Genomic DNA, 22,233 nt, shown 5'->3' with positions numbered 1-22,233 from the left:
TTGCGCAGAGAAGCGAGGTGCGCCGCCGCAGGGGGCGGCGCAGGAGAGCGATTAGCTAAACAGGGAGTAGAAAATAGCGGAGATAGCGATAAGACCCATCACAACCACAAAAACGTTGCTGATATGGCCGCTGTATTTACGCATCGCCGGCACTTTCTGAATGGCGTACATCGGCATCAGGAACAGGATCATCGCGATAACCGGGCCGCCCATCGTTTCAATCATGCCGAGGATGCTCGGGTTCAGGGTAGCGACAATCCAGGTGGTCACCAGCATGAACAGCGCGGTCATGCGGTTCAGCTTGCTGATTTCGATAGTTTTTCCGCGACCGCGCAGCGATTTAATCACCATGCCGTTAAAGCCTTCGCGCGCCCCCAGATAGTGGCCGAGGAAGGATTTGGTGATAGCGATAATCGCGATGATAGGCGCCATCCAGGCGATAACCGGCGCGTTAAAGTGGTTCGCCAGATAAGAAAGGATGGAGATGTTCTGCGCTTTCGCTTCCGCCAGGTTTTCCGGCGTCAGGCTCAGCACGCAGCTGAAGACGAAGAACATTACGGTCAGCACCATCATGATGTGCGCGCGAGCCAGGATGCTGGAGCACTTCTTCTCGGCCCCTTCGGCATACTCTTCACGTTTCGCCACGGCGAAGGAGGAGATGATCGGCGAGTGGTTAAAGGAGAAGACCATGACCGGGATCGCCAGCCACAGCGTCATCCACAAACCGTTGCCGGTGGTGGCGCTGCTCAGGGAGAGGGTTTCCAGCGCAGCACCGTTCCACTGCGGGATCAGATACAGCGCCAGCAGCATCAGCGCGGCGACGAACGGGAAGACCAGCACGCTCATCGCCTTAACAATCATCTGCTCGCCGAAACGCACGATGGTCATCATGCCGATAATCAGGATAAGCGAAAGGATGGCGCGCGGCGGAGCCGTCATCTGAAGCTGGTGCGTCATGAAGCTCTCAACGGTGTTGGTGATAGCCACGCTGTAAACCAGCAAAATCGGGTAGATAGCGAAGAAGTAGAGCAGGGTGATGAGCTTGCCTGCGCCCACGCCGAAATGTTCTTCCACCACTTCCGTAATATCTTCGCCCGGGTTTTTACCGGAGAGCACGAAGCGAGTCAGACCGCGGTGCGCGAAGAAAGTCATGGGAAAAGCGATGATTGCCATAATGATAAGTGGGATCAGGCCGCCTACGCCTGCGTTGATGGGCAGGAAAAGTACGCCTGCGCCAATAGCGGTGCCGTAAAGACCCAGCATCCACATAGTGTCGGTTTTGCGCCAGGCGCTTCGTGCTTCAACGGAAGCAACGGTGCTGGTTTGAGTGGTTTCCATCTGTATCTCCTGAAGAACGCATAAATAGCAGGTTATTAGTCATATCCAACGAAAAATAGCCTGACTGTAAAATGAAACGCTGTTGATAACGGGTTTTTTATAATTTTTCCCCGTAACTATTGGCGGGCGGAAAGATACATTCATGTTACGAATGCATCAGTGATCCCGATCCCAATTGCAATAATCCACCTTTATTAAGGGTATTTTTCAGGGTATCTGTCTACTTTCACAGCATCAATTGGCATTAACGCACGCAAAGCCTGCCATTTGTGGATGTTGAGGTAAATATAAGGAAATTGAATAGATCATTTTTTGCTGAAAATATGGCGAGTAGCAGCGTTTCACCTTGCTGATAGATAAATTCAAATGATTATTGATGGTGAAAAATGCGCCGCAATCGTTTTCGCATTAAGGGGGAAAGGAAATAAAAAAGGCGACCATTCGGCCGCCTTATGAAAGGGGGTTAATCAGGTGCAAATCTCATAACATGGGATATAGGCCGAGCCTGGCAGCTTCATACGATGCTGGGCGACAAAGCCCTGCAGCAGATCGTCCATTCGCTTCATCATGCGCGGGTCGCCGTGAATTTTATACGGCCCGAACTGCTCAATGGCGCGGATGCCCACCTCTTTCACGTTGCCTGCGACAATGCCTGAAAATGCCCGGCGCAGGTCAGCGGCCAGCAGCTCCGTCGGCTGGTCCGGGTAAAGCTTCAGGTTGGCCATGTTGGCGTGCGACGGTTCGAAAGGCACCTGTAAGTCGGGCGCGATGCGAATCGACCAGTTAAAACTGTAAGCGTCGCCGGTCTCACGACGATTTTCTTTCACCATCGGCATCGCTTTTTTCATCTGGCGCGCCACTTCGGCGGCATCGTCGATGATTATCCGATAATGCTCGCGCGCCTGATGTCCCAGCGTATTGACGATAAATTCATCCAGCACGCGGAAGTAATCGGCGCTCTCTCTCGGACCGGTGAGAATAAGCGGCAACACCTGCTCGCGGTTGTGCGGGTTCATCAAAATGCCCAGCAGATAAAGCAGCTCTTCCGCCGTGCCGACGCCGCCCGGGAAAATCACAATGCCATGGGCGATACGCACAAAGGCTTCAAGGCGTTTTTCGATATCCGGCATGATGATAAGTTCGTTGACCAGCGGGTTAGGCGGCTCGGCGGCGATAATAGAAGGCTCAGTCATGCCGATAAAGCGCCCGTCTTTATAGCGCTGCTGGGCATGGCCTACCGCCGCGCCCTTCATGGGCGCTTCCATCGCGCCCGGGCCGCAACCGGTGCAGATATTCAGCTCCCGCAACCCAAGCTGCGTGCCGACACGGCGAGCATACAGGTATTCGGTTTCATTAATGGAGTGACCGCCCCAGCAGACCACCATATTCGGCGCTTCGCCAACGTGCAGCGCCCGGGCGTTGCGCAAAATGGAAAAGACCAGGTTGGTGATGTGGATGGAGTCTTCCAGATCGAGATGCTGAAAGCGTCCGGCGTTGTAGATTTGCCCGTTAACGAACAGGATATCGCGCAGCACGGCAAACAGGTTGGCCTGAATGGAACGGATGATCCGCCCGTCTACGAAAGCCTCTTCCGGCGGGTTGATCAGCTCAAGCTTGACCCCGCGTTCGCGACGCAGCACGTTGATATCGAAATTCTCAAAACGTGACAGCAATTCCTTGCTGTTGTCGGTCTGACTCCCCGAATTGAGCACCGCAAGCGAACAATTGCGAAAAAGTTGATAAAGATCGCTGCTGGCGGTGCGTTTGAGCATGTCCACTTCCAGCTGCGACAATAAATCCATTGAGCCAAGAGGGCTAATATGTGTAATCAAGTGAGCTCCTTACGGGGCGAGAATCGCCGCTCCCTCTGATTACAATAGCCCCGGCCTGTTCGGTTTAACAACCCGCCGGGAGAAAATGTCCCGGCGGGCGGCTTCGTTTACTGACGCACCAGGCGGCCCGTGGCGGGGTGAAAAACGGTATTGGCGCGCCAGGGGTTGATATCCAGGCCGCCGCGGCGGGTATAGCGGGCGTAGACGCTCAGTTTCTCAGGCCCGCAGAAGCGCTGAATGTCATTAAAGATGCGCTCCACGCACTGCTCGTGAAATTCGTTATGGTGACGAAAGGAGACCAGATAGCGCAGCAGCTTTTCGCGGTCGAGTTGCGGGCCGCGATAGCGAATCTGCACGGAGCCCCAGTCCGGCTGATTGGTGATAAGACAGTTGGATTTAAGCAGGTGGCTGACCAGGGTCTCTTCCACAATCTTTTCGCCCGCCGCTCCCTTCAGGTAGTTGGCGTCGAACTCATAGTTATCAATCGAAATATCCTGCTCGTCGATACACTCGCCGTGGAAGTGCGCAACGGGTTCGCCTTCGAGTTCGCTCAGTCGATAAAGTCGCACTTCAACGTCGCCTTCCGCGCAGGCGCTTAAATCGCGCTGTAGCGTTTCCCGCACGTTTTCCCAGGAGGAGAAACGCGTCTGATTGAAGCTATTAAGATAAAGCTTGAAGCTTTTTGACTCGACCAGGTTCCGGCTGCGGGCATCCAGGGAGACTTCGCCCACGGCGACCTGCGGCAGGCCGTTGTGGTTAAGCCAGGAGAGCTCATAGAGCGTCCAGATATCTGCGCCGTGGAACGGCAGGCTTTCGGCGCTCAGGCCGAGCGGGTCGCGGTTCAGGCTGCGCGGAACAGGTTGCAGCAGGGAGGCGTCATATTCGTCGCGGTAATCCGTGGTTTTACCCAGCGTCAGGCCGCTCAGCGCCTGGTGGTTTTCGTAAGACATGCGTCACCATCAATAATACGGGTACAATATGACGTTAAGTGTACCGTACCTGGTAGAGAGAGAGAATCTGGTGGATAACGAAGTACAACTGGCGCTCGCCGCTTTTACCGATCTTTATTGCGAAGCCTGGCGGCAAAAAGCGGGCACCGGCCCGCAAAGTGAAGCGCTTTATGGCGTACCGTCGCCCTGTGTTGTCGCCACGCGGGGCGAAACCGTAGAGTGGCAGCCGCAGCGTTTTTCCTCGTCCGCCACGCTGGAAGCGGTAGAGCGGGCGCTGGAGATTCAGATTCAGCCGGCGGCGCATGCGTTTTATGCCTCGCAGCTTGCAGGCGATATGCCGGCGCGGTTCAACGATCTGACGTTAACTCTGCTGCAAGCCTGGAGCGAAGATGATTTTCAGCGCGTTCAGGAAAATTTGATCGGCCATCTGGTTATGCAAAAGCGCCTGAAGCTGTCGCCGACGGTTTTTCTCGCCACGCTGGACGATGAAATGGAAGTGGTTTCGCTCTGTAATCTCACCGGCGAAGTGGTGCGTGAAAGAGTAGGCACCAGGCAGCGAAGCGTGCTGTCGCCCGATCTCGCCGCATTTTTGCAGGCGCTGACGCCTGATGTGTAAGACAATTTTGCTCCTCACTTTGTAAGAGATATCTCACAAGTCTGTAAGACATCAACGTCATATTTCGGGATTTCCTTAAAAGCTAATATTTACAGTTCCTTAATTATTAATGACTTATAAAGCGTTCTCATGCTTACGAATGAAACTAAAGTGAAATCGTAATCAAACAGTGCCTTGTAAGACTTCAGTGAATAGGCGATTCTATCTGCGTCGACAAGGAGTCGCACAGTGAAGCGGCTGTCAGGATGATGGGGCTTCACAACAGGACACGCCGGAGGGCGTTGCAAGGAAGGCTTCAGGAACGAAGCGAAAGGAGAGCGCAGGAGCGCTAAGGGACACCTCCAGGAAGGAGAATGAGAGCCGATCAGGATGAACGGTGGGTCAGGATGACTAAGGACGATGCGTCAGGGGGGCGCAAAGTAAACGTCAGGATGATGTGCTGCAGGATGCATTAAAAAGGATGACAGGTCGAAAGGCCGCTGGAAAAGTTGTCACGGACGAGCAGGGAGCATTAAGAAGTAGCCGGACTGCTGCGAAACGAACCGGGAGCACTGTTTTTACAGTGCTCCCTTTTTTTATGCTTTTTTCCTCCGCCCCGCACAATGCTATGCTTTGCCCCCACGCTTTTACCCAGTCGAGGTCTTCATGAAACGCGAAGAACAACTCCGTGAGCAGCTATTACGCGTTGAAGCAGCGCTCCGCCAGCATCAACTCTGGCAAAGCACGCCGCCGGACGCCGAAGCGTTCAGCAGCACGCAGCCTTTTTGCATGGATACGCTGGAGCCTTACGAATGGCTGCAGTGGGTTTTGATCCCGCGTATGCACGCTTTGCTGGATGCGGGCGGCGAACTGCCGGGCGCCTTTGCGGTGGCGCCTTATTATGAGATAGCTCTGGAGGCGCAGCACCCGGGCCGTGAGGCCGTGTTGGCTGAATTGCTGGAGCTTGATGCGCTTTTCACGGGTGACGACGCGTGAGCCTTGAGATTATCTACCAGGACGAGTGGCTGGTGGCGGTGAATAAGCCCTCCGGCTGGCTGGTGCATCGCAGTTGGCTGGATCGCGATGAGAAAGTCGTGGTGATGCAGACGGTGCGCGACCAGATAGGCCAGCACGTTTTTACCGCCCATCGCCTCGACAGACCCACTTCCGGCGTACTGTTGATGGGGCTTTCCAGCGAGGCGGGGCGCCTGCTGGCGCAGCAGTTTGAGCAGCACCAAATCCAGAAACGTTATCACGCGATTGTGCGGGGCTGGCTGCAGGCTGAGGGCGAACTGGATTACGCGCTTACCGAAGAGCTGGACAAAATCGGCGACAAATATTCCCGCGCCGATAAAGCGCCGCAACCTGCCGTCACCCACTACCGTGGGCTTGCTGTTGCCGAAATGCCGGTCGCGGTGGGGCGTTATTCCTCTGCGCGCTACAGCCTGGTGGAAATGTTGCCGAAGACCGGACGCAAGCACCAGTTACGTCGTCATATGGCGCATCTTCGCCACCCGATTATCGGTGATTCAAAGCACGGCGATTTGCGCCAGAACCGCGCGGCGGCGACGCATTTTGGCTGCGACAGGCTGATGCTGCACGCAAGCGAACTGTCGCTCGCGCATCCGGTTACCGGCGAGCCGTTAACGCTGCGGGCGCGCTTTGACGCCACCTGGATGCAAGCGCTGTCACATTTCGGCTGGCGGGGAATTATCCCGATGAATGAAGACCTTGAGTTTAACGCGCCTGGCGTCCAGGATGAGCTTAACCAGCCTGACACTTAAGAGGTACAACGATGGCGAAAGTAGGGATTTTTGTCGGCACCATGTATGGAAACTCGCTGCTGGTGGCGGAAGAGGCGGAGGCTATCCTTAAAAGCCACGGCCATGACGCCGCCGTCTACGAAGACCCGGAACTGGCGGACTGGGAGAACTATCGCAACGCGTATGTTCTTGTCGTCACCTCCACCACCGGGCAGGGCGATCTTCCGGACAGCATCGTACCGCTGTATGAAGGGATTAAAGATAAAATCGGCTACCAGCCCGAGCTGCGCTATGGGCTGATTGCGCTCGGCGACAGCACTTACGCTAACTTCTGCGGCGGCGGTAAAAAATTCGACGCGCTGTTGCAGGAGCAGGGCGCGACCCGTACAGGCGAAGTGCTGACTATCGACGCAAGCGAGTACCCGGAGCCGGAAACGCTCTCCAATCCCTGGGTAGAGAACTGGAGCGCCTTGCTCAAGTAACCCTTTGCTGCCCGGTTCGCCGGGCAGTTCTCCCTGTATTACCCTCTCTTATTTCGCCGCCGCTGCGTCGTCAAGCGACAAACCTCACACTCCTTTAACCCGCTTTGCCCTTCTTCCCGACGTAGCCCCTTTCATTTACGGTTGTGTGAAATATCTCCCACTCGCCTGGGCGAATGCCAAAAATAGACAGCTAATCGTGCCTGCAATGTTAGGGCGCTGCACGATGAGAGCCTGAAAACCCGCCGATATACTCAGACCGTCAGATAAAAAAGCAGCAGCAAAGGGGCGATTTCCCGGCGCCAGAACTGCGACAACCCTTACCCCGTCATTCTGATTACCCTACAGGCTGTGCTGTTCAGAATGAATGTAGCCAACCGCTATGATTCAGGAGTGCAACAATGAATACATTAAGCCAGGCGGCGAGCGTGGCGGAAAAACGCACAAACGCCCGCTATTGGATTGTGGTGATGTTGTTTATCGTCACCTCGTTTAACTACGGTGACCGCGCCACCTTATCCATCGCCGGTTCGGAAATGGCGAAAGACATCGGGCTTGATCCGGTGGGCATGGGCTACGTCTTCTCCGCGTTCTCCTGGGCCTATGTCATCGGCCAGATCCCGGGCGGCTGGCTGCTCGACCGCTTCGGCTCTAAACGCGTCTACTTCTGGTCTATCTTTATCTGGTCGCTCTTTACCCTGCTGCAGGGCTTCGTCGATATCTTCAGCGGTTCCGGCATTATCGTTGCGCTCTTTACGCTGCGCTTCCTGGTCGGGCTTGCCGAAGCGCCTTCCTTCCCCGGCAACAGCCGCATCGTCGCGGCCTGGTTCCCGGCCCAGGAGAGGGGCACGGCGGTCGCGATTTTTAACTCCGCGCAATACTTCGCGACCGTTATCTTCGCGCCCATCATGGGCTGGCTGACGCACGAGGTGGGCTGGTCGCACGTCTTCTTCTTCATGGGCGGCCTTGGCATCGTCATCAGCTTTATCTGGCTGAAAGTCATTCATGAACCGAACCAGCATCCGGGCGTGAATAAACGTGAGCTGGAATACATCGAGCAGGGCGGCGGCCTGATCAACATGGATCAGAAAAAGGCGCAGACCACCGTGCCGATGCGCCAGAAATGGGGGCAGATTAAACAACTGCTGGGTTCGCGCATGATGATTGGCGTTTATATCGGTCAGTACTGCATCAACGCGTTGACCTACTTTTTCATCACCTGGTTCCCGGTTTACTTAGTACAGGCGCGCGGCATGTCGATTCTGAAAGCGGGGTTTGTGGCCTCTGTTCCCGCCGTCTGCGGTTTCATCGGCGGCGTGCTGGGCGGCGTGATTTCCGACTGGCTGATGCGCCGCACCGGTTCGCTCAATATCGCCCGTAAAACGCCCATCGTGCTGGGCATGCTGCTCTCCATGACCATGGTTTTTTGTAACTATGTCGATGTGGAATGGATGATTATCGGTTTTATGGCGATGGCTTTCTTCGGCAAAGGCATCGGCGCGCTGGGCTGGGCGGTCATGGCGGACACGGCGCCGAAAGAGATAAGCGGTCTCTCCGGCGGCCTGTTCAACATGTTCGGCAACATCTCCGGCATCGTCACGCCTATCGCCATCGGCTATATCGTCGGTGTCTCCGGCTCCTTTAACGGCGCGCTGATTTACGTTGGCGTCCATGCGCTGGTGGCGGTGCTGAGCTACCTCTTCCTGGTGGGCGATATCAAACGTATCGAGCTCAAACCGGTTGCGGAGACGAAATAATGACAACGCAAGCAAGCCCGATTATTACTGACATGAAGGTTATTCCGGTAGCGGGCCGCGACAGCATGCTGCTGAATATCGGCGGCGCGCACAGCGCCTGGTTTACCCGCAACATCGTCGTACTCACCGATAACGCCGGGCACACCGGCGTGGGCGAGGCGCCTGGCGGCGAAACCATTCTGAAAACCTTGCGGGACGCCATCCCTCAGGTGATAGGACAGGAGGTCGCGCGCCTGAACAAGGTGGTGCAGAACGTTCATAAAGGGAACCAGGCCGCCGATTTCGATACGTTCGGCAAAGGGGCCTGGACATTTGAACTGCGTGTGAATGCGGTAGCGGCGCTGGAAGCGGCGCTGCTCGATCTCCTCGGCCAGACGCTTGGCGTGCCGGTTTGCGAGCTGCTCGGTCCGGGCAAGCAGCGCGACGCGGTGACCGTGCTGGGTTATCTCTTCTACATTGGCGACAGACGCAAAACCGATCTGCCCTACCTCACGGGCGAGCAGGCAACGCACCCGTGGTATGCGCTGCGCCATCAGGAAGCGCTCAGCAGCGAGGCGGTGGTAAAGCTTGCCGAGGCGGCGCAGGATAAATATGGCTTCAAAGATTTTAAGCTGAAGGGCGGCGTGCTGCCGGGCGAGCAGGAGATTGAGACGGCGCAGGCGTTGAAAAAGCGCTTCCCGGACGCCCGCATTACCGTAGACCCGAACGGCGCCTGGCTGCTGGATGAAGCCATCGCGCTCTGTAAAGGCATGCAGGACGTGCTGACCTACGCCGAAGACCCGTGCGGCGCGGAGCAGGGCTATTCCGGGCGTGAGGTGATGGCGGAGTTTCGCCGCGCCACCGGCCTGCCGGTCGCTACCAATATGATAGCCACCAACTGGCGCGAGATGGGCCATGCCGTCATGCTGAACGCGGTGGATATTCCGCTGGCGGACCCGCACTTCTGGACGCTTTCCGGCGCGGTGCGCGTGGCGCAGCTGTGCGACGACTGGGGATTAACCTGGGGCTGCCACTCCAACAACCATTTTGATATTTCGCTCGCCATGTTTACCCATGTGGGCGCCGCGGCGCCTGGCAACCCTACCGCCATCGACACCCACTGGATCTGGCAGGAAGGCGATGCGCGGCTCACGCGTGAACCGCTGCGTATCGAAGGCGGCAAAATCGCCGTGCCGGATGCGCCGGGGCTTGGCATCGCGCTGGACTGGGACCGCGTGCAGCAGGCGCACGAGGCCTACAAATCATTGCCGGGCGGCGCGCGCAACGACGCGACTGCGATGCAGTATCTGGCGCCTGGCTGGACATTCGACCGCAAGCGACCCGCTTTTGGCCGTCATTGATTGACCGAAGAAAAGGATTGAGATCATGAGTACACAACAGACCCCTATCGTGACTTCCATGCAAGTGATCCCGGTTGCCGGGCACGACAGCATGCTGATGAACCTGAGCGGAGCGCACGCGCCTTTCTTCACCCGCAACATCGTCATTATTAAAGACAACGCGGGAAACACGGGCGTGGGCGAGATCCCAGGCGGCGAAAAAATCCGCCAGACGTTAGAAGATGCTGCGGCGCTTGTGACGGGCAAAACCCTCGGCGAATACAAAAACGTGCTGACGGCTGTTCGCAACCAGTTCGCTGACCGCGATGCGGGCGGGCGCGGCCTGCAAACGTTCGACCTGCGCACCACCATTCACGTGGTCACCGGCATTGAAGCGGCGCTGCTCGATCTGCTCGGCAAACATCTTGGCGTTAACGTCGCCAGCCTGCTTGGCGACGGCCAGCAGCGCGATGAAGTCGAGATGCTCGGCTATCTTTTCTTCGTCGGCAATCGCAACCTCACTAACCTGCCTTACCAGAGCCAGCCGGATGAGCGCTGCGACTGGTACCGCATTCGCCACGAAGAGGCGATGACGCCGGATGCCGTGGTGCGCCTCGCCGAAGCGGCGTATGAAAAATATGGCTTCAACGACTTCAAACTCAAAGGCGGCGTGCTGGCGGGCGAAGAAGAGGCCGAGGCGATTACGGCGCTGGCGAAGCGCTTCCCGCAGGCGCGCGTGACGCTCGACCCGAACGGCGCCTGGTCGCTGGAAGAGGCTATCCGTATCGGCAAGCAGTTGAAGGGCGTGCTGGCTTATGCGGAAGATCCGTGCGGCGCCGAACAGGGTTACTCCGGTCGCGAAGTCATGGCGGAGTTCCGACGCGCCACCGGCCTGCCGACCGCCACTAACATGATAGCCACCGACTGGCGGCAGATGGGGCACACCCTGTCGCTGCAATCTGTCGATATTCCGCTGGCGGACCCCCATTTCTGGACCATGCAAGGCTCGGTGCGCGTGGCGCAAATGTGCCATGAGTTCGGCCTTACCTGGGGCTCGCATTCCAATAATCACTTTGATATTTCGCTCGCCATGTTCACCCATGTGGCCGCCGCCGCGCCGGGCGACATTACCGCCATCGACACCCACTGGATCTGGCAGGAAGGAAACCAGCGCCTGACCAAAGATCCGCTGCAGATCACGGGCGGCAAGGTGCGGGTGCCGCAGACGCCGGGTCTTGGCGTTGAGCTGGACATGGACCAGGTGATGAAAGCGCACGAGCTTTATCAGCAGCACGGCCTCGGCGCGCGCGACGATGCGTTGGCGATGCAGTCGCTGATCCCGGGCTGGACGTTCGATAACAAGCGCCCTTGCATGGTGCGTTAAGGTTTTCCGGCAGGTTCGAAGCGGCGCCCTCAGGCGCCGTTTCTTTTTTAAAACGTCGGGGCGGTTTTGAAAGCGTCCGCATGGCTGCGCTTCCCATGCGCATGTTACCTCCTGAAGGGGAATTTGAACGCTAGCCGAGAATGCGCCGCGCCTCCCGCGCCACGTTATCCATCTCGTCCAGCAATTCCAGAAACTCAGGCTCCAGCGCTTGCGCCGCCACGCCGCTGCGCATCTGCTGCTCAATCAACAGGCAGAGATTCTTCAGACGCGGCACGCCGCTGTAGCCGCAGCTGCCGTGCAGTTTATGAATAATCTCCAGCAAGCCTTCCGGGTTTTCTCCTACCAGTTGCTCTTCCACGGTGTTTCGCACCTGCGGCAAAAATTCAAGCAGCATGTTCAACATGTCGCGCGCGAGGTCGGTTTTATTGGCCGCCTGGCGCAGCGCCAGCGGCCAGTCGAGCGTTACGTCGTGGCGGACTTCAGGCGGGACGGGGGAAACCGGCGTGGAAAGCGCGCCAGGAACGAGGGGCATCCCCTGCTGATAACGTAAGAGCAGGGCATGCAGCTTCTCTTCTTCGATCGGCTTGGCGAGGTAATCATTCATGCCGGCCGCGAGCAGTTTCTCTTTCTGCCCGGCCAGCGCATGCGCAGTCACCGCGATAACCGGCGTCTGCTGATGATGCGCGAGCTGGCGGATAAGCTCGCAGGCGTGAATGCCGTCCATTTCCGGCATCTGAATATCCATAAGGATAATGTCGAACTGCTGTTGCTTCGCGCAGTCCACCGCCTGCTGGCCGCTTTCGCACAGCACCACGCTCTGCACCTGGTCTTCCAGCAGCGCGCCGATAAGCTTGAGGTTGGCCGGGTTGTCGTCCACCGCCATGACCTTCATCGGCATCCTGCCGCGCGCGTCGGCAAGACGGTGGGGCGCTTGCTGCATCTGGCAATGCTCAATCAGCAGCGGCAGCAAGCGCGCCGAGGTAACGGGTTTGAGCAGGCAAGCCGCCGCCCCCTCTTTCTTCAGCGCTTCGGCATCCACCTGCGCGTGGCAGGGCAGCGCCAGCAGCAGGCAGTCGGTAAGCGTCGCCGCCTTCGCCAGCATGTCATGCTGCATGGAGAGCGGCTCGTGCTGGTTCACCGGCACCGCCAGCAGCAACATGTCGTAATGCTCATCGGGGAGGGTGGCGAACGTGGCGCTGTAGATAACTTTCAGCGGCGTGCCGGCCAGCAGGTCGAGCGTGCTTTGCGCCGCCGCCGCGTTCGCTTCCACATAGGCGAGGCGTTTCCCCGCCAGGCTGTCGGTCGCGTGGCCATCGACCATGGCGTTCGGGTTCAGATCCAGACTGATATGGAACCAGAAGGTCGAGCCGCGGTTCGGCTGGCTGTGGAAGGAGATATCGCCGCCCATTTCGTGAACCAGTTTCTGCGTAATGACCAGCCCAAGCCCGGTGCCGCCGTGGCGGCGCGAGATGCTGGCGTCCGCCTGGCGAAACGCCTGGAAGAGCCGCGACTGGTCGCGTTCCGGAATGCCGATGCCGGTATCGCGGATCTGCACTTCAACCTGCACCTTGTTGTTGCTGATGGATCGCTTTTCCACAAAGAGATCGATATTGCCGCTTTCAGTAAACTTAATGGCGTTGCCCACGAGATTCGTGATGACCTGCTGAAAGCGCAGCGGGTCGCCTATTACGCTGTCCGGGACATCGTTTTTAATGTTCAGCGTCAGCTCAAGCCCTTTGTCGTGAGCCGAATGCGCCAGCAGCGTCACCACTTCGTCAAGCGTGGTGCGCAGCGGGAAGGGGATGCTCTCCAGCATCAGCTTGCCAGCTTCCAGCTTGGAGAAGTCCAGCACGTCGTTAATGATGGAAAGCAGGTTGTTCGCCGAGCGCTCAATGGTGGTTAAATGGTCGCGCTGGGTCGGGGTCAGCCCCGTTTTCAGCGTCAGGCGAGTAAAGCCGATGACGCCGTTAAGCGGCGTACGCAGCTCGTGAGACATATTCGCCAGAAATTCCGATTTGATGCGCGCCGCCTCCTGGGCCCGCTTTTTGGCCAGATCCAGCTCAACGTTCTGGATCTCCATCTGCTCCAGCGTTTCCCGCAGGTCGGAGGTCGCCTGATCGATATTGTGCTGCATCTCTTCGTGATAGGCGGCAAGCGACATCGCCATTGAGTTGATGCCGTTTTTCAGCATATCCAGCTCGCCGAGCATAAAACCTTCCACGCGGCTGTCGAGCTGGCCGCGGCGGATGCGGTCGACCGTGTTGACCATATTGCGGATAGGACCGGTTACGTCGCGCATTAGCCGCCAGGCGAAAAGCAGGGCGCAGGCGATGCAGATCATTATCAACATCACCGAGATAAACATCTCTTTATACTGCTGCAAACGGACGGATTTGAGATCCAGCTCCAGCGCCACGTAGCCAAGCATATTGCCTTCCGGCTTGGCGTCGGTCACTTCTGATTCATCCGGCGAATAGCTTTCAGCGATTATCGGCGTGCGCAGGATCATCTGCTCGCCGTCGCGGGCGACGCTCATTCCCCGCGGCAGCGGCTTGCCCGACGGGAGCTGCAATTCATCAGGGCTCAGATGAAAATTGGAGGTGACAAACAACCGGTTCTGGTCGTCGTAAATCGAGATGGCGCGCACGATATCGGAGTGACGACGGTGAAGGACGCTGATGAGCTGGCGGATAGACTCGCGATTTTGCTGGCTCATGCCATATTCGCTCGCCACCGCCAGCGGTTCGATAATGCTCGCGCCTGCGTCTTCCAGCTGGCGCTGGAGGTCATGGTAGCGGTGAACCACAAAGAAAATACTGAGCAGCAGGCCAATAAGAACGGTGGGGGCCAGTATGAGGATCATCATGCGTGCCCGCAGGCTGTAGTTGGTCATGGGGTTCCGTTATGGGACAATCAGCGTCAATATGGTTGATTGAGAAAAATCTCGGCGATGGCGCAATTCTACTCTGCAAAGCGACGCGTGACGACGCGTCAGATCATAACCGTTAACGTAACCGATCTCGATCCCTTCGGGCAGGGGGTGGCGCGTCACGAAGGCAAAGCGCTGTTCGTGCCGGGCCTGCTGCCGGGCGAAACGGGCGAGGTGACGCTGACGGAAGAAAAACGGCAGTTCGCGCGCGGCGCGGTGAAAAAACGGCTTTCCGACAGCCCGGAACGGGTGCCTCCGCGCTGCCCGCATTTTGGCGTGTGCGGCGGCTGCCAGCAGCAGCACGCCAGCGTCACCCTGCAACAGCAGAGCAAATCCCAGGCGTTAAGCCGCCTGATGAAGCGCGATGTGGACGAGGTGATTGCCGGGCCGGAATGGGGCTATCGCCGCCGTGCCCGGCTGAGCCTCGCGTTTTCCCCTCGCGCCCAGATGTTGCAGATGGGCTTTCGCAAAGCCAGTTCGAATGAGCTGGTGGATGTTCACCAGTGCCCCATTCTGGCGCCCCGCCTTGAGGCGTTGCTTGCGCCGCTGCGCGCCTGCCTGAACGAGCTGGAAACCATCCGCAACCCCGGTCATGTCGAACTGGTGCTGGCGGATAACGGGCCGCTGCTGGTGCTTCGTCATCTCGCTCCGCTCAGCGCCGCAGACCGACAAAAACTGGAACGCTTTTCGCATTCCGAAGGCGTTGCGCTGTACCTTGCCGCCCAAAGCGATACCCTTGAACAGGTGAGCGGCGAAGCGCCCTGGTATACCTCGGACCAGCTACGCTTAAGCTTCAGCCCGCGCGATTTTATCCAGGTGAACGACGCGGTAAACCAGCAGATGGTAGCTCGCGCGCTGACGTGGCTTTCGGTTGAGCCCGGCGAGCGGGTGCTCGATCTTTTCTGCGGCATGGGCAATTTCACGCTGCCGCTGGCAAAACGGGCGCAGAGCGTGGTCGGCGTGGAAGGCGTAGCTGCGCTGGTGGCGAAAGGCGACTATAATGCCCGCCTTAACTCGCTGAAAAACGTCACTTTCTTCCATGAGAATCTGGAAGAGGACGTCACCCGTCAGCCCTGGGCGAAAGCGGGGTTTGATAAGGTGCTGCTTGACCCGGCGCGAGCGGGAGCGGCAGGCGTCATGCATCATATTGTGAAATTACTGCCCAAACGTGTGGTCTATGTATCCTGTAACCCCACCACGCTCGCGCGCGACAGCGACGCGCTGCTGGCGGCGGGGTACCAGATCAGACGGCTGGCAATGCTGGATATGTTCCCGCACACTGGCCACCTGGAATCGATGGTGCTGTTTGTTCGAGAGTAATGGCCGCTCGCCTGCGGGCGCGGCGGCTGGTCCCTTAAGGAGAGGACGATGGTTGCGGTAAGAAGTGCGCATCTCAATAAAGCTGGCGAATTTGACCATGAAAAATGGGTGGCGAGCCTTGGCATCGCCAGTCAGCAGTCTTGTGAACGCTTAACCGAGACCTGGCGTTATTGTGAACAGCAAACCAGCGGTCATCCGCAGGCGGAAGCGGTGCTGTGGCGCGGCGTCGAGATGGTCGAAATCCTCTCGATGCTCAGCATGGATATCGATACCCTGCGCGCCGCGCTGCTCTTCCCGCTGGTGGACAGCGGAGTCGTCAGCGAAGAGGTGCTGACGGAAAGCGTGGGCAAACCGGTCGTTACGCTGATTCACGGCGTGCGCGACATGGCGGCCATTCGCCAGCTGAAAGCCACGCATACCGACGCCGTCTCTTCCGAACAGGTCGATAACGTGCGCCGCATGCTGTTGGCGATGGTCGACGACTTCCGCTGCGTGGTCATTAAGCTTGCCGAACGTATTGCGCATCTGCGCGAGGTAAAAGACGCGCCGGAAGATGAGCGCGTGCTGGCGGCGAAAGAGTGTACGAACATTTACGCGCCGCTCGCCAACCGCCTCGGCATCGGCCAGCTCAAATGGGAGCTGGAAGATTACTGCTTCCGCTATCTGCATCCGGCGGAATACAAGCGCATCGCTAAGCTGCTGCACGAGCGGCGTATCGATCGCGAGCATTACATTGATGAGTTCGTCGCGCACCTGCGCAAGGCGATGAAAGAAGAGGGCGTGAAGGCGGAAGTCTACGGGCGCCCCAAACATATCTACAGTATCTGGCGCAAGATGCAGAAAAAGCATCTCGCCTTTGACGAGCTGTTTGACGTGCGCGCCGTGCGTATCGTCGCCGAGCGCTTGCAGGATTGCTACGCCGCGCTGGGGATTGTACACACGCATTATCGTCATTTACCCGATGAGTTCGACGACTATGTCGCCAACCCGAAACCGAACGGCTACCAGTCTATTCACACCGTGGTGCTGGGCCCTGGCGGCAAAACGGTAGAGATTCAAATTCGCACCAAACAGATGCACGAGGACGCCGAGCTTGGCGTGGCGGCGCACTGGAAATATAAAGAGGGCGCCACCAGCGGCGGTCGCACCGGTCATGAAGACCGCATTGCCTGGCTGCGTAAGCTTATCGCCTGGCAGGAAGAGATGTCCGACTCCGGCGAAATGCTCGACGAGCTGCGCAGCCAGGTCTTCGACGACCGGGTCTACGTCTTTACGCCGAAAGGCGATGTGGTGGATCTCCCTGCGGGTTCCACGCCGCTCGATTTCGCCTATCACATCCACAGTGATGTAGGGCACCGCTGCATCGGCGCGAAAATTGGCGGACGCATCGTGCCGTTCACCTACCAGCTGCAGATGGGCGACCAGATAGAAATCATCACCCAGAAACAGCCAAACCCGAGCCGCGACTGGTTGAACCCGAACCTTGGCTACGTCACCACCAGCCGCGGGCGCTCGAAGATCCACGCCTGGTTCCGTAAGCAGGACAGGGATAAAAACATTCTCGCCGGACGGCAGATTCTCGATGACGAACTGGCGCATCTGGGCATCAGCCTGAAAGAGGCGGAAAAACACCTGCTGCCGCGCTATAACTTCAATGAAATCGACGAGCTGCTGGCGGCGATTGGCGGCGGCGATATTCGCCTCAACCAGATGGTGAATTTCCTGCAGGCGCAGTTCAACAAGCCGAGCGCGGAAGAGCAGGATGCGGCGGCGCTGCGCCAGCTCACGCAGAAAAGCTATACGCCGCAGGGGCGCAGCAAAGACAACGGCCGCGTGGTGGTAGAGGGGGTAGGCAACCTGATGCACCATATCGCCCGTTGCTGCCAGCCGATTCCGGGCGACGATATCGTCGGCTTTATCACCCAGGGGCGCGGCATCTCCATCCACCGCGCCGACTGCGACCAACTGGCGGAGCTGCAATCGCACGCGCCGGAGCGCATTGTCGACGCGGTATGGGGCGAGAGCTATTCCGCGGGCTACTCATTGATTGTGCGCGTAACCGCTAACGACCGCAGCGGCCTGCTGCGCGATATCACCACGATCCTCGCCAACGAGAAGGTGAACGTGCTCGGCGTCACCAGCCGCAGCGACACGCGCCAGCAGCTCGCCACCATCGATATGGAAATTGAAATATACAACCTGCAGGTGCTGGGCCGCGTGCTCGGCAAACTCAACCAGGTGCCGGATGTAATCGACGCCCGGCGGCTGCACGGTTAACCGCGACGGGCAGGGGCGCTGCGGGCGCCCCTGCGCTTTCGTGGGAGGCCGCTTCCCTTGACATCCAAAGCCGCAGAGCGGACCTTACCTCTCTTTTCTTCTCCTCGCGGGAGAAGAAATCCCCGAATTTGCAAGGATTAACCATGAATCAGATCGACCGCCTGCTTGGCATTATGCAGCGCCTGCGCGACCCGCAAAACGGCTGCCCGTGGGACAAAGAACAGACTTTCGCCACCATTGCGCCCTATACGCTGGAAGAGACCTATGAAGTGCTGGACGCTATCGCGCGCGAGGATTTTGACGACCTGCGCGGCGAGCTGGGCGACCTGCTTTTCCAGGTGGTGTTTTACGCCCAGATGGCGCAGGAAGAGGGACGCTTTAATTTTGACGATATTTGCCGCGCCATCAGCGACAAGCTGGAGCGTCGTCATCCGCATATTTTCGGCGAAGCGAATTTCGGCGACAGCGCGGAAGTCCTGGCTAACTGGGAAAAGACCAAGAGCGCGGAACGCGCCGAAAAAGCGCAGCACTCCGCGCTGGACGATATCCCGGAGAGCCTGCCTGCGCTGATGCGCGCGCATAAAATTCAGAAGCGCTGCTCGGCGGTGGGGTTTGACTGGACCTCGCTTGGTCCTGTTGTGGAAAAGGTGCATGAAGAAATCGATGAAGTGATGCACGAAGCGCAGCAGGCTGTCGTGGATGAAGCCAAGCTTGAGGAAGAGATTGGCGATTTGCTGTTCGCCACGGTCAATCTTTCTCGTCATCTGGGCAGCAAAGCGGAGATCGCGCTGCAAAAAGCGAACCGGAAATTTGAACGCCGTTTTCGCCAGGTTGAGTCAATCATTCACGCGCAGGGCGTGAAAATGGAGCACGCCACGCTTGAGCAAATGGAAGCGGCCTGGCAGGAAGTAAAACGCCAGGAAACTGATCGCTAAGGCTTTTTTCTTACTAAGCGCTTGTTGTGGAAAATCTTAATTAACAAGCGCTTGATTTACGTCAAAAACATTTCGCGCAAAGCCGCTATTTTCTCACGGCTTGAGATTGGCAAGACCTGGCGCTGAACGCACAGAATGAAAGTTTGTGAGCCCTGTCGTGTTCGGGTATACTACTTTCCCGTCCTGGTTATTCCATCGTCTTTAAACCTAACTTCTCAGGTTCAGCATGACAACGAACTATATTTTTGTGACCGGCGGGGTCGTTTCCTCTCTGGGTAAAGGCATTGCCGCAGCCTCCCTCGCAGCCATTCTCGAAGCCCGTGGCCTCAACGTAACTATCATGAAACTGGATCCGTACATTAACGTCGATCCGGGCACCATGAGCCCTATTCAACACGGGGAAGTGTTCGTTACTGAAGACGGCGCTGAAACCGACCTGGACCTGGGTCACTACGAGCGTTTCATCCGTACCAAGATGACCCGCCGCAACAACTTCACCACGGGTCGTATCTATTCTGACGTATTGCGTAAAGAACGCCGTGGCGATTATCTGGGCGCGACCGTACAGGTTATTCCGCACATCACTAACGCCATTAAAGAACGCATCATTGAAGGCGGCGAAGGCCACGACGTGGTGCTGGTTGAAATCGGCGGCACCGTGGGCGATATCGAATCCCTGCCGTTCCTCGAAGCGATTCGTCAGCTGGCGGTTGATATCGGTCGTGAACACGCGCTGTTTATGCACCTGACGCTGGTGCCTTATATGGCGGCGGCGGGCGAGGTGAAAACCAAGCCGACTCAGCATTCCGTAAAAGAACTGCTCTCTATCGGCATTCAGCCGGACGTACTGATTTGCCGCTCCGATCGCGCCGTGCCGGCGAACGAACGCGCCAAGATTGCGTTGTTCTGTAACGTACCGGAAAAAGCGGTTATTTCTCTGAAAGATGTCGATTCCATCTATAAAATTCCGGGCCTGTTGAAATCGCAGGGGCTCGACGATTATATTTGTAAACGATTCAGCCTCAGCTGCGCGGAAGCGAACCTGTCAGAATGGGAACAGGTGATTTATGAAGAAGCTAACCCGGCAGGCGAAGTAACGATTGGTATGGTCGGTAAGTACATTGAACTGCCGGACGCCTACAAATCCGTTATTGAAGCGCTGAAACACGGCGGGCTTAAGAACCGCGTGACCGTCAACATTAAGCTTATCGATTCGCAGGATGTGGAAACGCGCGGCGAAGAAGTGCTTAAGGGACTGGACGCTATCCTTATCCCTGGCGGCTTTGGCTACCGCGGCGTGGAAGGCAAAATCGCCACCGCGCGTTACGCTCGCGAGAACAATATTCCTTACCTCGGCATTTGCCTCGGTATGCAGGTTGCGCTGATTGAATACGCCCGTCACGTTGCGGGAATGGACAATGCCAACTCCACTGAATTTGTGCCAGACTGTAAGTATCCCGTCGTTGCGCTGATCACGGAGTGGCGCGACGAAAATGGCAACGTTGAGACGCGTACGGAAAAAAGCGATCTCGGTGGGACGATGCGCCTTGGCGCGCAGCAGTGTCAGCTCAGCGACGATAGCCTGGTGCGCCAGCTGTATGGCGAGCCGACCATTGTCGAGCGTCACCGCCACCGTTACGAAGTCAACAATATGTTGTTGAAACAGATTGAAACAGCAGGTCTGCGAGTTGCGGGCCGTTCCGGCGATGATCAGTTGGTCGAGATCATCGAAGTGCCGAATCACCCGTGGTTTGTCGCTTGTCAGTTCCACCCGGAATTTACTTCCACCCCGCGCGATGGTCATCCGCTGTTTGCAGGCTTTGTGAAAGCCGCGAGCGATTACCAGAAGCGTCAGGTGAAGTAAGCAGAGTTAGAACGGCAACGCGCGAATTTTTCGCGCGTTGTTTGTCTGGAGTTTTAGTTTAACTTGTACTGAGGAAAACCTAATGTCCAAAATCGTTAAAGTCATCGGTCGTGAAATCATCGACTCCCGTGGTAACCCGACTGTTGAAGCCGAAGTTCACCTGGAAGGCGGTTTCGTAGGTATGGCCGCTGCACCGTCAGGTGCTTCTACGGGTTCCCGCGAAGCGCTGGAACTGCGCGATGGCGACAAATCCCGTTTCCTGGGTAAAGGCGTAACCAAAGCTGTTGCTGCGGTAAACGGCCCAATCGCTCAGGCTGTAGTAGGTAAAGACGCTAAAGACCAGGCTGCCATCGACAAAATCATGATCGACCTCGATGGTACTGAAAACAAATCCAACTTCGGTGCAAACGCCATTCTGGCTGTTTCTCTGGCTGCCGCTAAAGCTGCCGCTGCCGCTAAAGGCATGCCGCTGTACGAGCACATCGCCGAGCTGAACGGCACCCCGGGCAAATTCTCTATGCCGGTTCCGATGATGAACATCATCAACGGCGGCGAGCACGCTGACAACAACGTTGATATCCAGGAATTCATGATTCAGCCGGTTGGCGCGAAGACCGTTAAAGAAGCCATCCGTATGGGTTCTGAAGTCTTCCATCACCTGGCGAAAGTGCTGAAAGCCAAAGGCATGAACACCGCTGTTGGCGACGAAGGCGGCTACGCGCCGAACCTGGGTTCTAACGCTGAAGCGCTGGCGGTTATCGCAGAAGCGGTTAAAGCGGCTGGCTATGAGCTGGGCAAAGACATCACTCTGGCGATGGACTGCGCGGCTTCTGAATTCTACAAAGACGGTAAATACGTTCTGGCTGGCGAAGGCAACAAAGCCTTCACCTCTGAAGAATTCACCCACTTCCTGGAAGATCTGACCAAACAGTACCCGATCGTTTCTATCGAAGACGGTCTGGACGAGTCTGACTGGGACGGTTTTGCTTACCAGACCAAAGTGCTGGGCGACAAAATCCAGCTGGTTGGCGACGACCTGTTCGTAACCAACACCAAGATCCTGAAAGAAGGCATCGAGAAAGGCATTGCTAACTCCATCCTGATCAAATTCAACCAGATCGGTTCTCTGACCGAAACGCTGGCTGCTATCAAGATGGCGAAAGATGCAGGCTACACTGCCGTTATCTCTCACCGTTCTGGCGAAACTGAAGACGCGACCATTGCCGACCTGGCAGTAGGTACCGCTGCAGGCCAGATCAAAACCGGTTCCATGAGCCGTTCTGACCGCGTTGCTAAATACAACCAGCTGATTCGTATCGAAGAAGCGCTGGGTGAAAAAGCGCCGTACAACGGTCGTAAAGAGATCAAAGGCCAGGCGTAATCCTGACCCTGTAAAGTAATTGAAACCCGCTTCGGCGGGTTTTTTTATGGGCGCTTTTTGCGCTCATTTGTGCTTCCTCCATACTTAACGGCGAGATATAGCGCTTGATG

16 protein-coding genes are annotated in these 22,233 nt (G+C 57.3%); 12 read left to right on the top strand and 4 right to left on the bottom strand.

Going from position 1 to position 22,233, the window contains the following annotated elements:
- Nucleotides 1-51 precede the first annotated feature (51 nt).
- The 3 genes from ACU4F7_RS17655 to queF all read right to left on the bottom strand — a co-directional run bounded on the left by ACU4F7_RS17655 (nucleotide 52) and on the right by queF (nucleotide 4,120).
- Nucleotides 52-1,338, bottom strand: a complete 1,287-nt coding sequence (locus ACU4F7_RS17655; protein WP_029590989.1) for an HAAAP family serine/threonine permease — start codon at nucleotides 1,336-1,338, stop codon at nucleotides 52-54.
- Nucleotides 1,339-1,805: 467 nt separating this feature from the next.
- Complete coding sequence (ppnN, locus tag ACU4F7_RS17650) at nucleotides 1,806-3,170, bottom strand: nucleotide 5'-monophosphate nucleosidase PpnN (protein WP_029590988.1); 1,365 nt, start codon at nucleotides 3,168-3,170, stop codon at nucleotides 1,806-1,808.
- 107 nt (nucleotides 3,171-3,277) lie between these two features.
- Nucleotides 3,278-4,120, bottom strand: coding sequence for an NADPH-dependent 7-cyano-7-deazaguanine reductase QueF (gene queF / locus ACU4F7_RS17645; protein ID WP_029590987.1), 843 nt, complete (start codon nucleotides 4,118-4,120; stop codon nucleotides 3,278-3,280).
- A 70-nt stretch (nucleotides 4,121-4,190) separates the two neighbouring features.
- On the opposite strand from queF, the gene syd reads away from it, so the two are divergent.
- The 7 genes from syd to gudD all read left to right on the top strand — a co-directional run bounded on the left by syd (nucleotide 4,191) and on the right by gudD (nucleotide 11,417).
- On the top strand, nucleotides 4,191-4,736 hold the full coding sequence (gene syd, locus ACU4F7_RS17640) for a SecY-interacting protein (protein ID WP_029590986.1): 546 nt from the start codon (nucleotides 4,191-4,193) through the stop codon (nucleotides 4,734-4,736).
- Nucleotides 4,737-5,381: 645 nt separating this feature from the next.
- Nucleotides 5,382-5,711, top strand: coding sequence for a YqcC family protein (locus ACU4F7_RS17635; protein WP_029590985.1), 330 nt, complete (start codon nucleotides 5,382-5,384; stop codon nucleotides 5,709-5,711).
- Entirely contained in the window at nucleotides 5,708-6,499 is a 792-nt protein-coding gene (gene truC, locus ACU4F7_RS17630) for a tRNA pseudouridine(65) synthase TruC (RefSeq protein ID WP_481637452.1), read from the top strand. Before ACU4F7_RS17635 ends, truC begins: the two co-directional genes overlap by 4 nt.
- 11 nt (nucleotides 6,500-6,510) lie before the next feature.
- Entirely contained in the window at nucleotides 6,511-6,960 is a 450-nt protein-coding gene (locus ACU4F7_RS17625) for a flavodoxin (RefSeq protein WP_029590983.1), read from the top strand.
- Nucleotides 6,961-7,358: 398 nt separating this feature from the next.
- On the top strand, nucleotides 7,359-8,714 hold the full coding sequence (locus ACU4F7_RS17620; protein WP_481637451.1) for an MFS transporter: 1,356 nt from the start codon (nucleotides 7,359-7,361) through the stop codon (nucleotides 8,712-8,714).
- Nucleotides 8,714-10,054, top strand: coding sequence for an enolase C-terminal domain-like protein (locus tag ACU4F7_RS17615; RefSeq protein ID WP_481637450.1), 1,341 nt, complete (start codon nucleotides 8,714-8,716; stop codon nucleotides 10,052-10,054). Before ACU4F7_RS17620 ends, ACU4F7_RS17615 begins: the two co-directional genes overlap by 1 nt.
- 25 nt (nucleotides 10,055-10,079) lie before the next feature.
- Nucleotides 10,080-11,417, top strand: a complete 1,338-nt coding sequence (gene gudD / locus ACU4F7_RS17610; RefSeq protein ID WP_481637449.1) for a glucarate dehydratase — start codon at nucleotides 10,080-10,082, stop codon at nucleotides 11,415-11,417.
- Between the two features lie 130 nt (nucleotides 11,418-11,547).
- Here gudD and barA read toward each other — a convergent pair whose 3' ends face one another.
- Nucleotides 11,548-14,310 carry a two-component sensor histidine kinase BarA gene (gene barA / locus ACU4F7_RS17605; protein WP_481637448.1) on the bottom strand — a complete coding sequence of 921 codons (2,763 nt, stop codon included), beginning with the start codon at nucleotides 14,308-14,310 and terminating at the stop codon, nucleotides 11,548-11,550.
- A 57-nt stretch (nucleotides 14,311-14,367) separates the two neighbouring features.
- Between barA and rlmD the strand changes: the two genes are divergently transcribed.
- From rlmD to eno, 5 genes are all read left to right on the top strand, one after another.
- On the top strand, nucleotides 14,368-15,666 hold the full coding sequence (gene rlmD / locus ACU4F7_RS17600; RefSeq protein ID WP_481637447.1) for a 23S rRNA (uracil(1939)-C(5))-methyltransferase RlmD: 1,299 nt from the start codon (nucleotides 14,368-14,370) through the stop codon (nucleotides 15,664-15,666).
- Between the two features lie 48 nt (nucleotides 15,667-15,714).
- Entirely contained in the window at nucleotides 15,715-17,943 is a 2,229-nt protein-coding gene (gene relA / locus ACU4F7_RS17595) for a GTP diphosphokinase (RefSeq protein WP_024556418.1), read from the top strand.
- Nucleotides 17,944-18,086: 143 nt separating this feature from the next.
- Nucleotides 18,087-18,878, top strand: a complete 792-nt coding sequence (gene mazG, locus ACU4F7_RS17590) for a nucleoside triphosphate pyrophosphohydrolase (RefSeq protein WP_029590977.1) — start codon at nucleotides 18,087-18,089, stop codon at nucleotides 18,876-18,878.
- 226 nt (nucleotides 18,879-19,104) lie between these two features.
- Nucleotides 19,105-20,742 (top strand): glutamine hydrolyzing CTP synthase, encoded by a 1,638-nt coding sequence (pyrG, locus tag ACU4F7_RS17585; protein WP_029590976.1) that lies wholly within the window; start codon nucleotides 19,105-19,107, stop codon nucleotides 20,740-20,742.
- 82 nt (nucleotides 20,743-20,824) lie between these two features.
- The gene (gene eno, locus ACU4F7_RS17580; protein ID WP_024556415.1) at nucleotides 20,825-22,123 is read left to right on the top strand and encodes a phosphopyruvate hydratase; all 1,299 of its coding nucleotides are present in this window, start codon (nucleotides 20,825-20,827) and stop codon (nucleotides 22,121-22,123) included.
- The last annotated feature ends 110 nt before the right edge of the window (nucleotides 22,124-22,233 follow it).

The organism is Franconibacter pulveris (assembly GCF_056780215.1).
The sequence above is the reverse complement of the archived record's forward strand: the minus strand, read 5'-3'. Positions and strand labels throughout refer to the sequence as shown.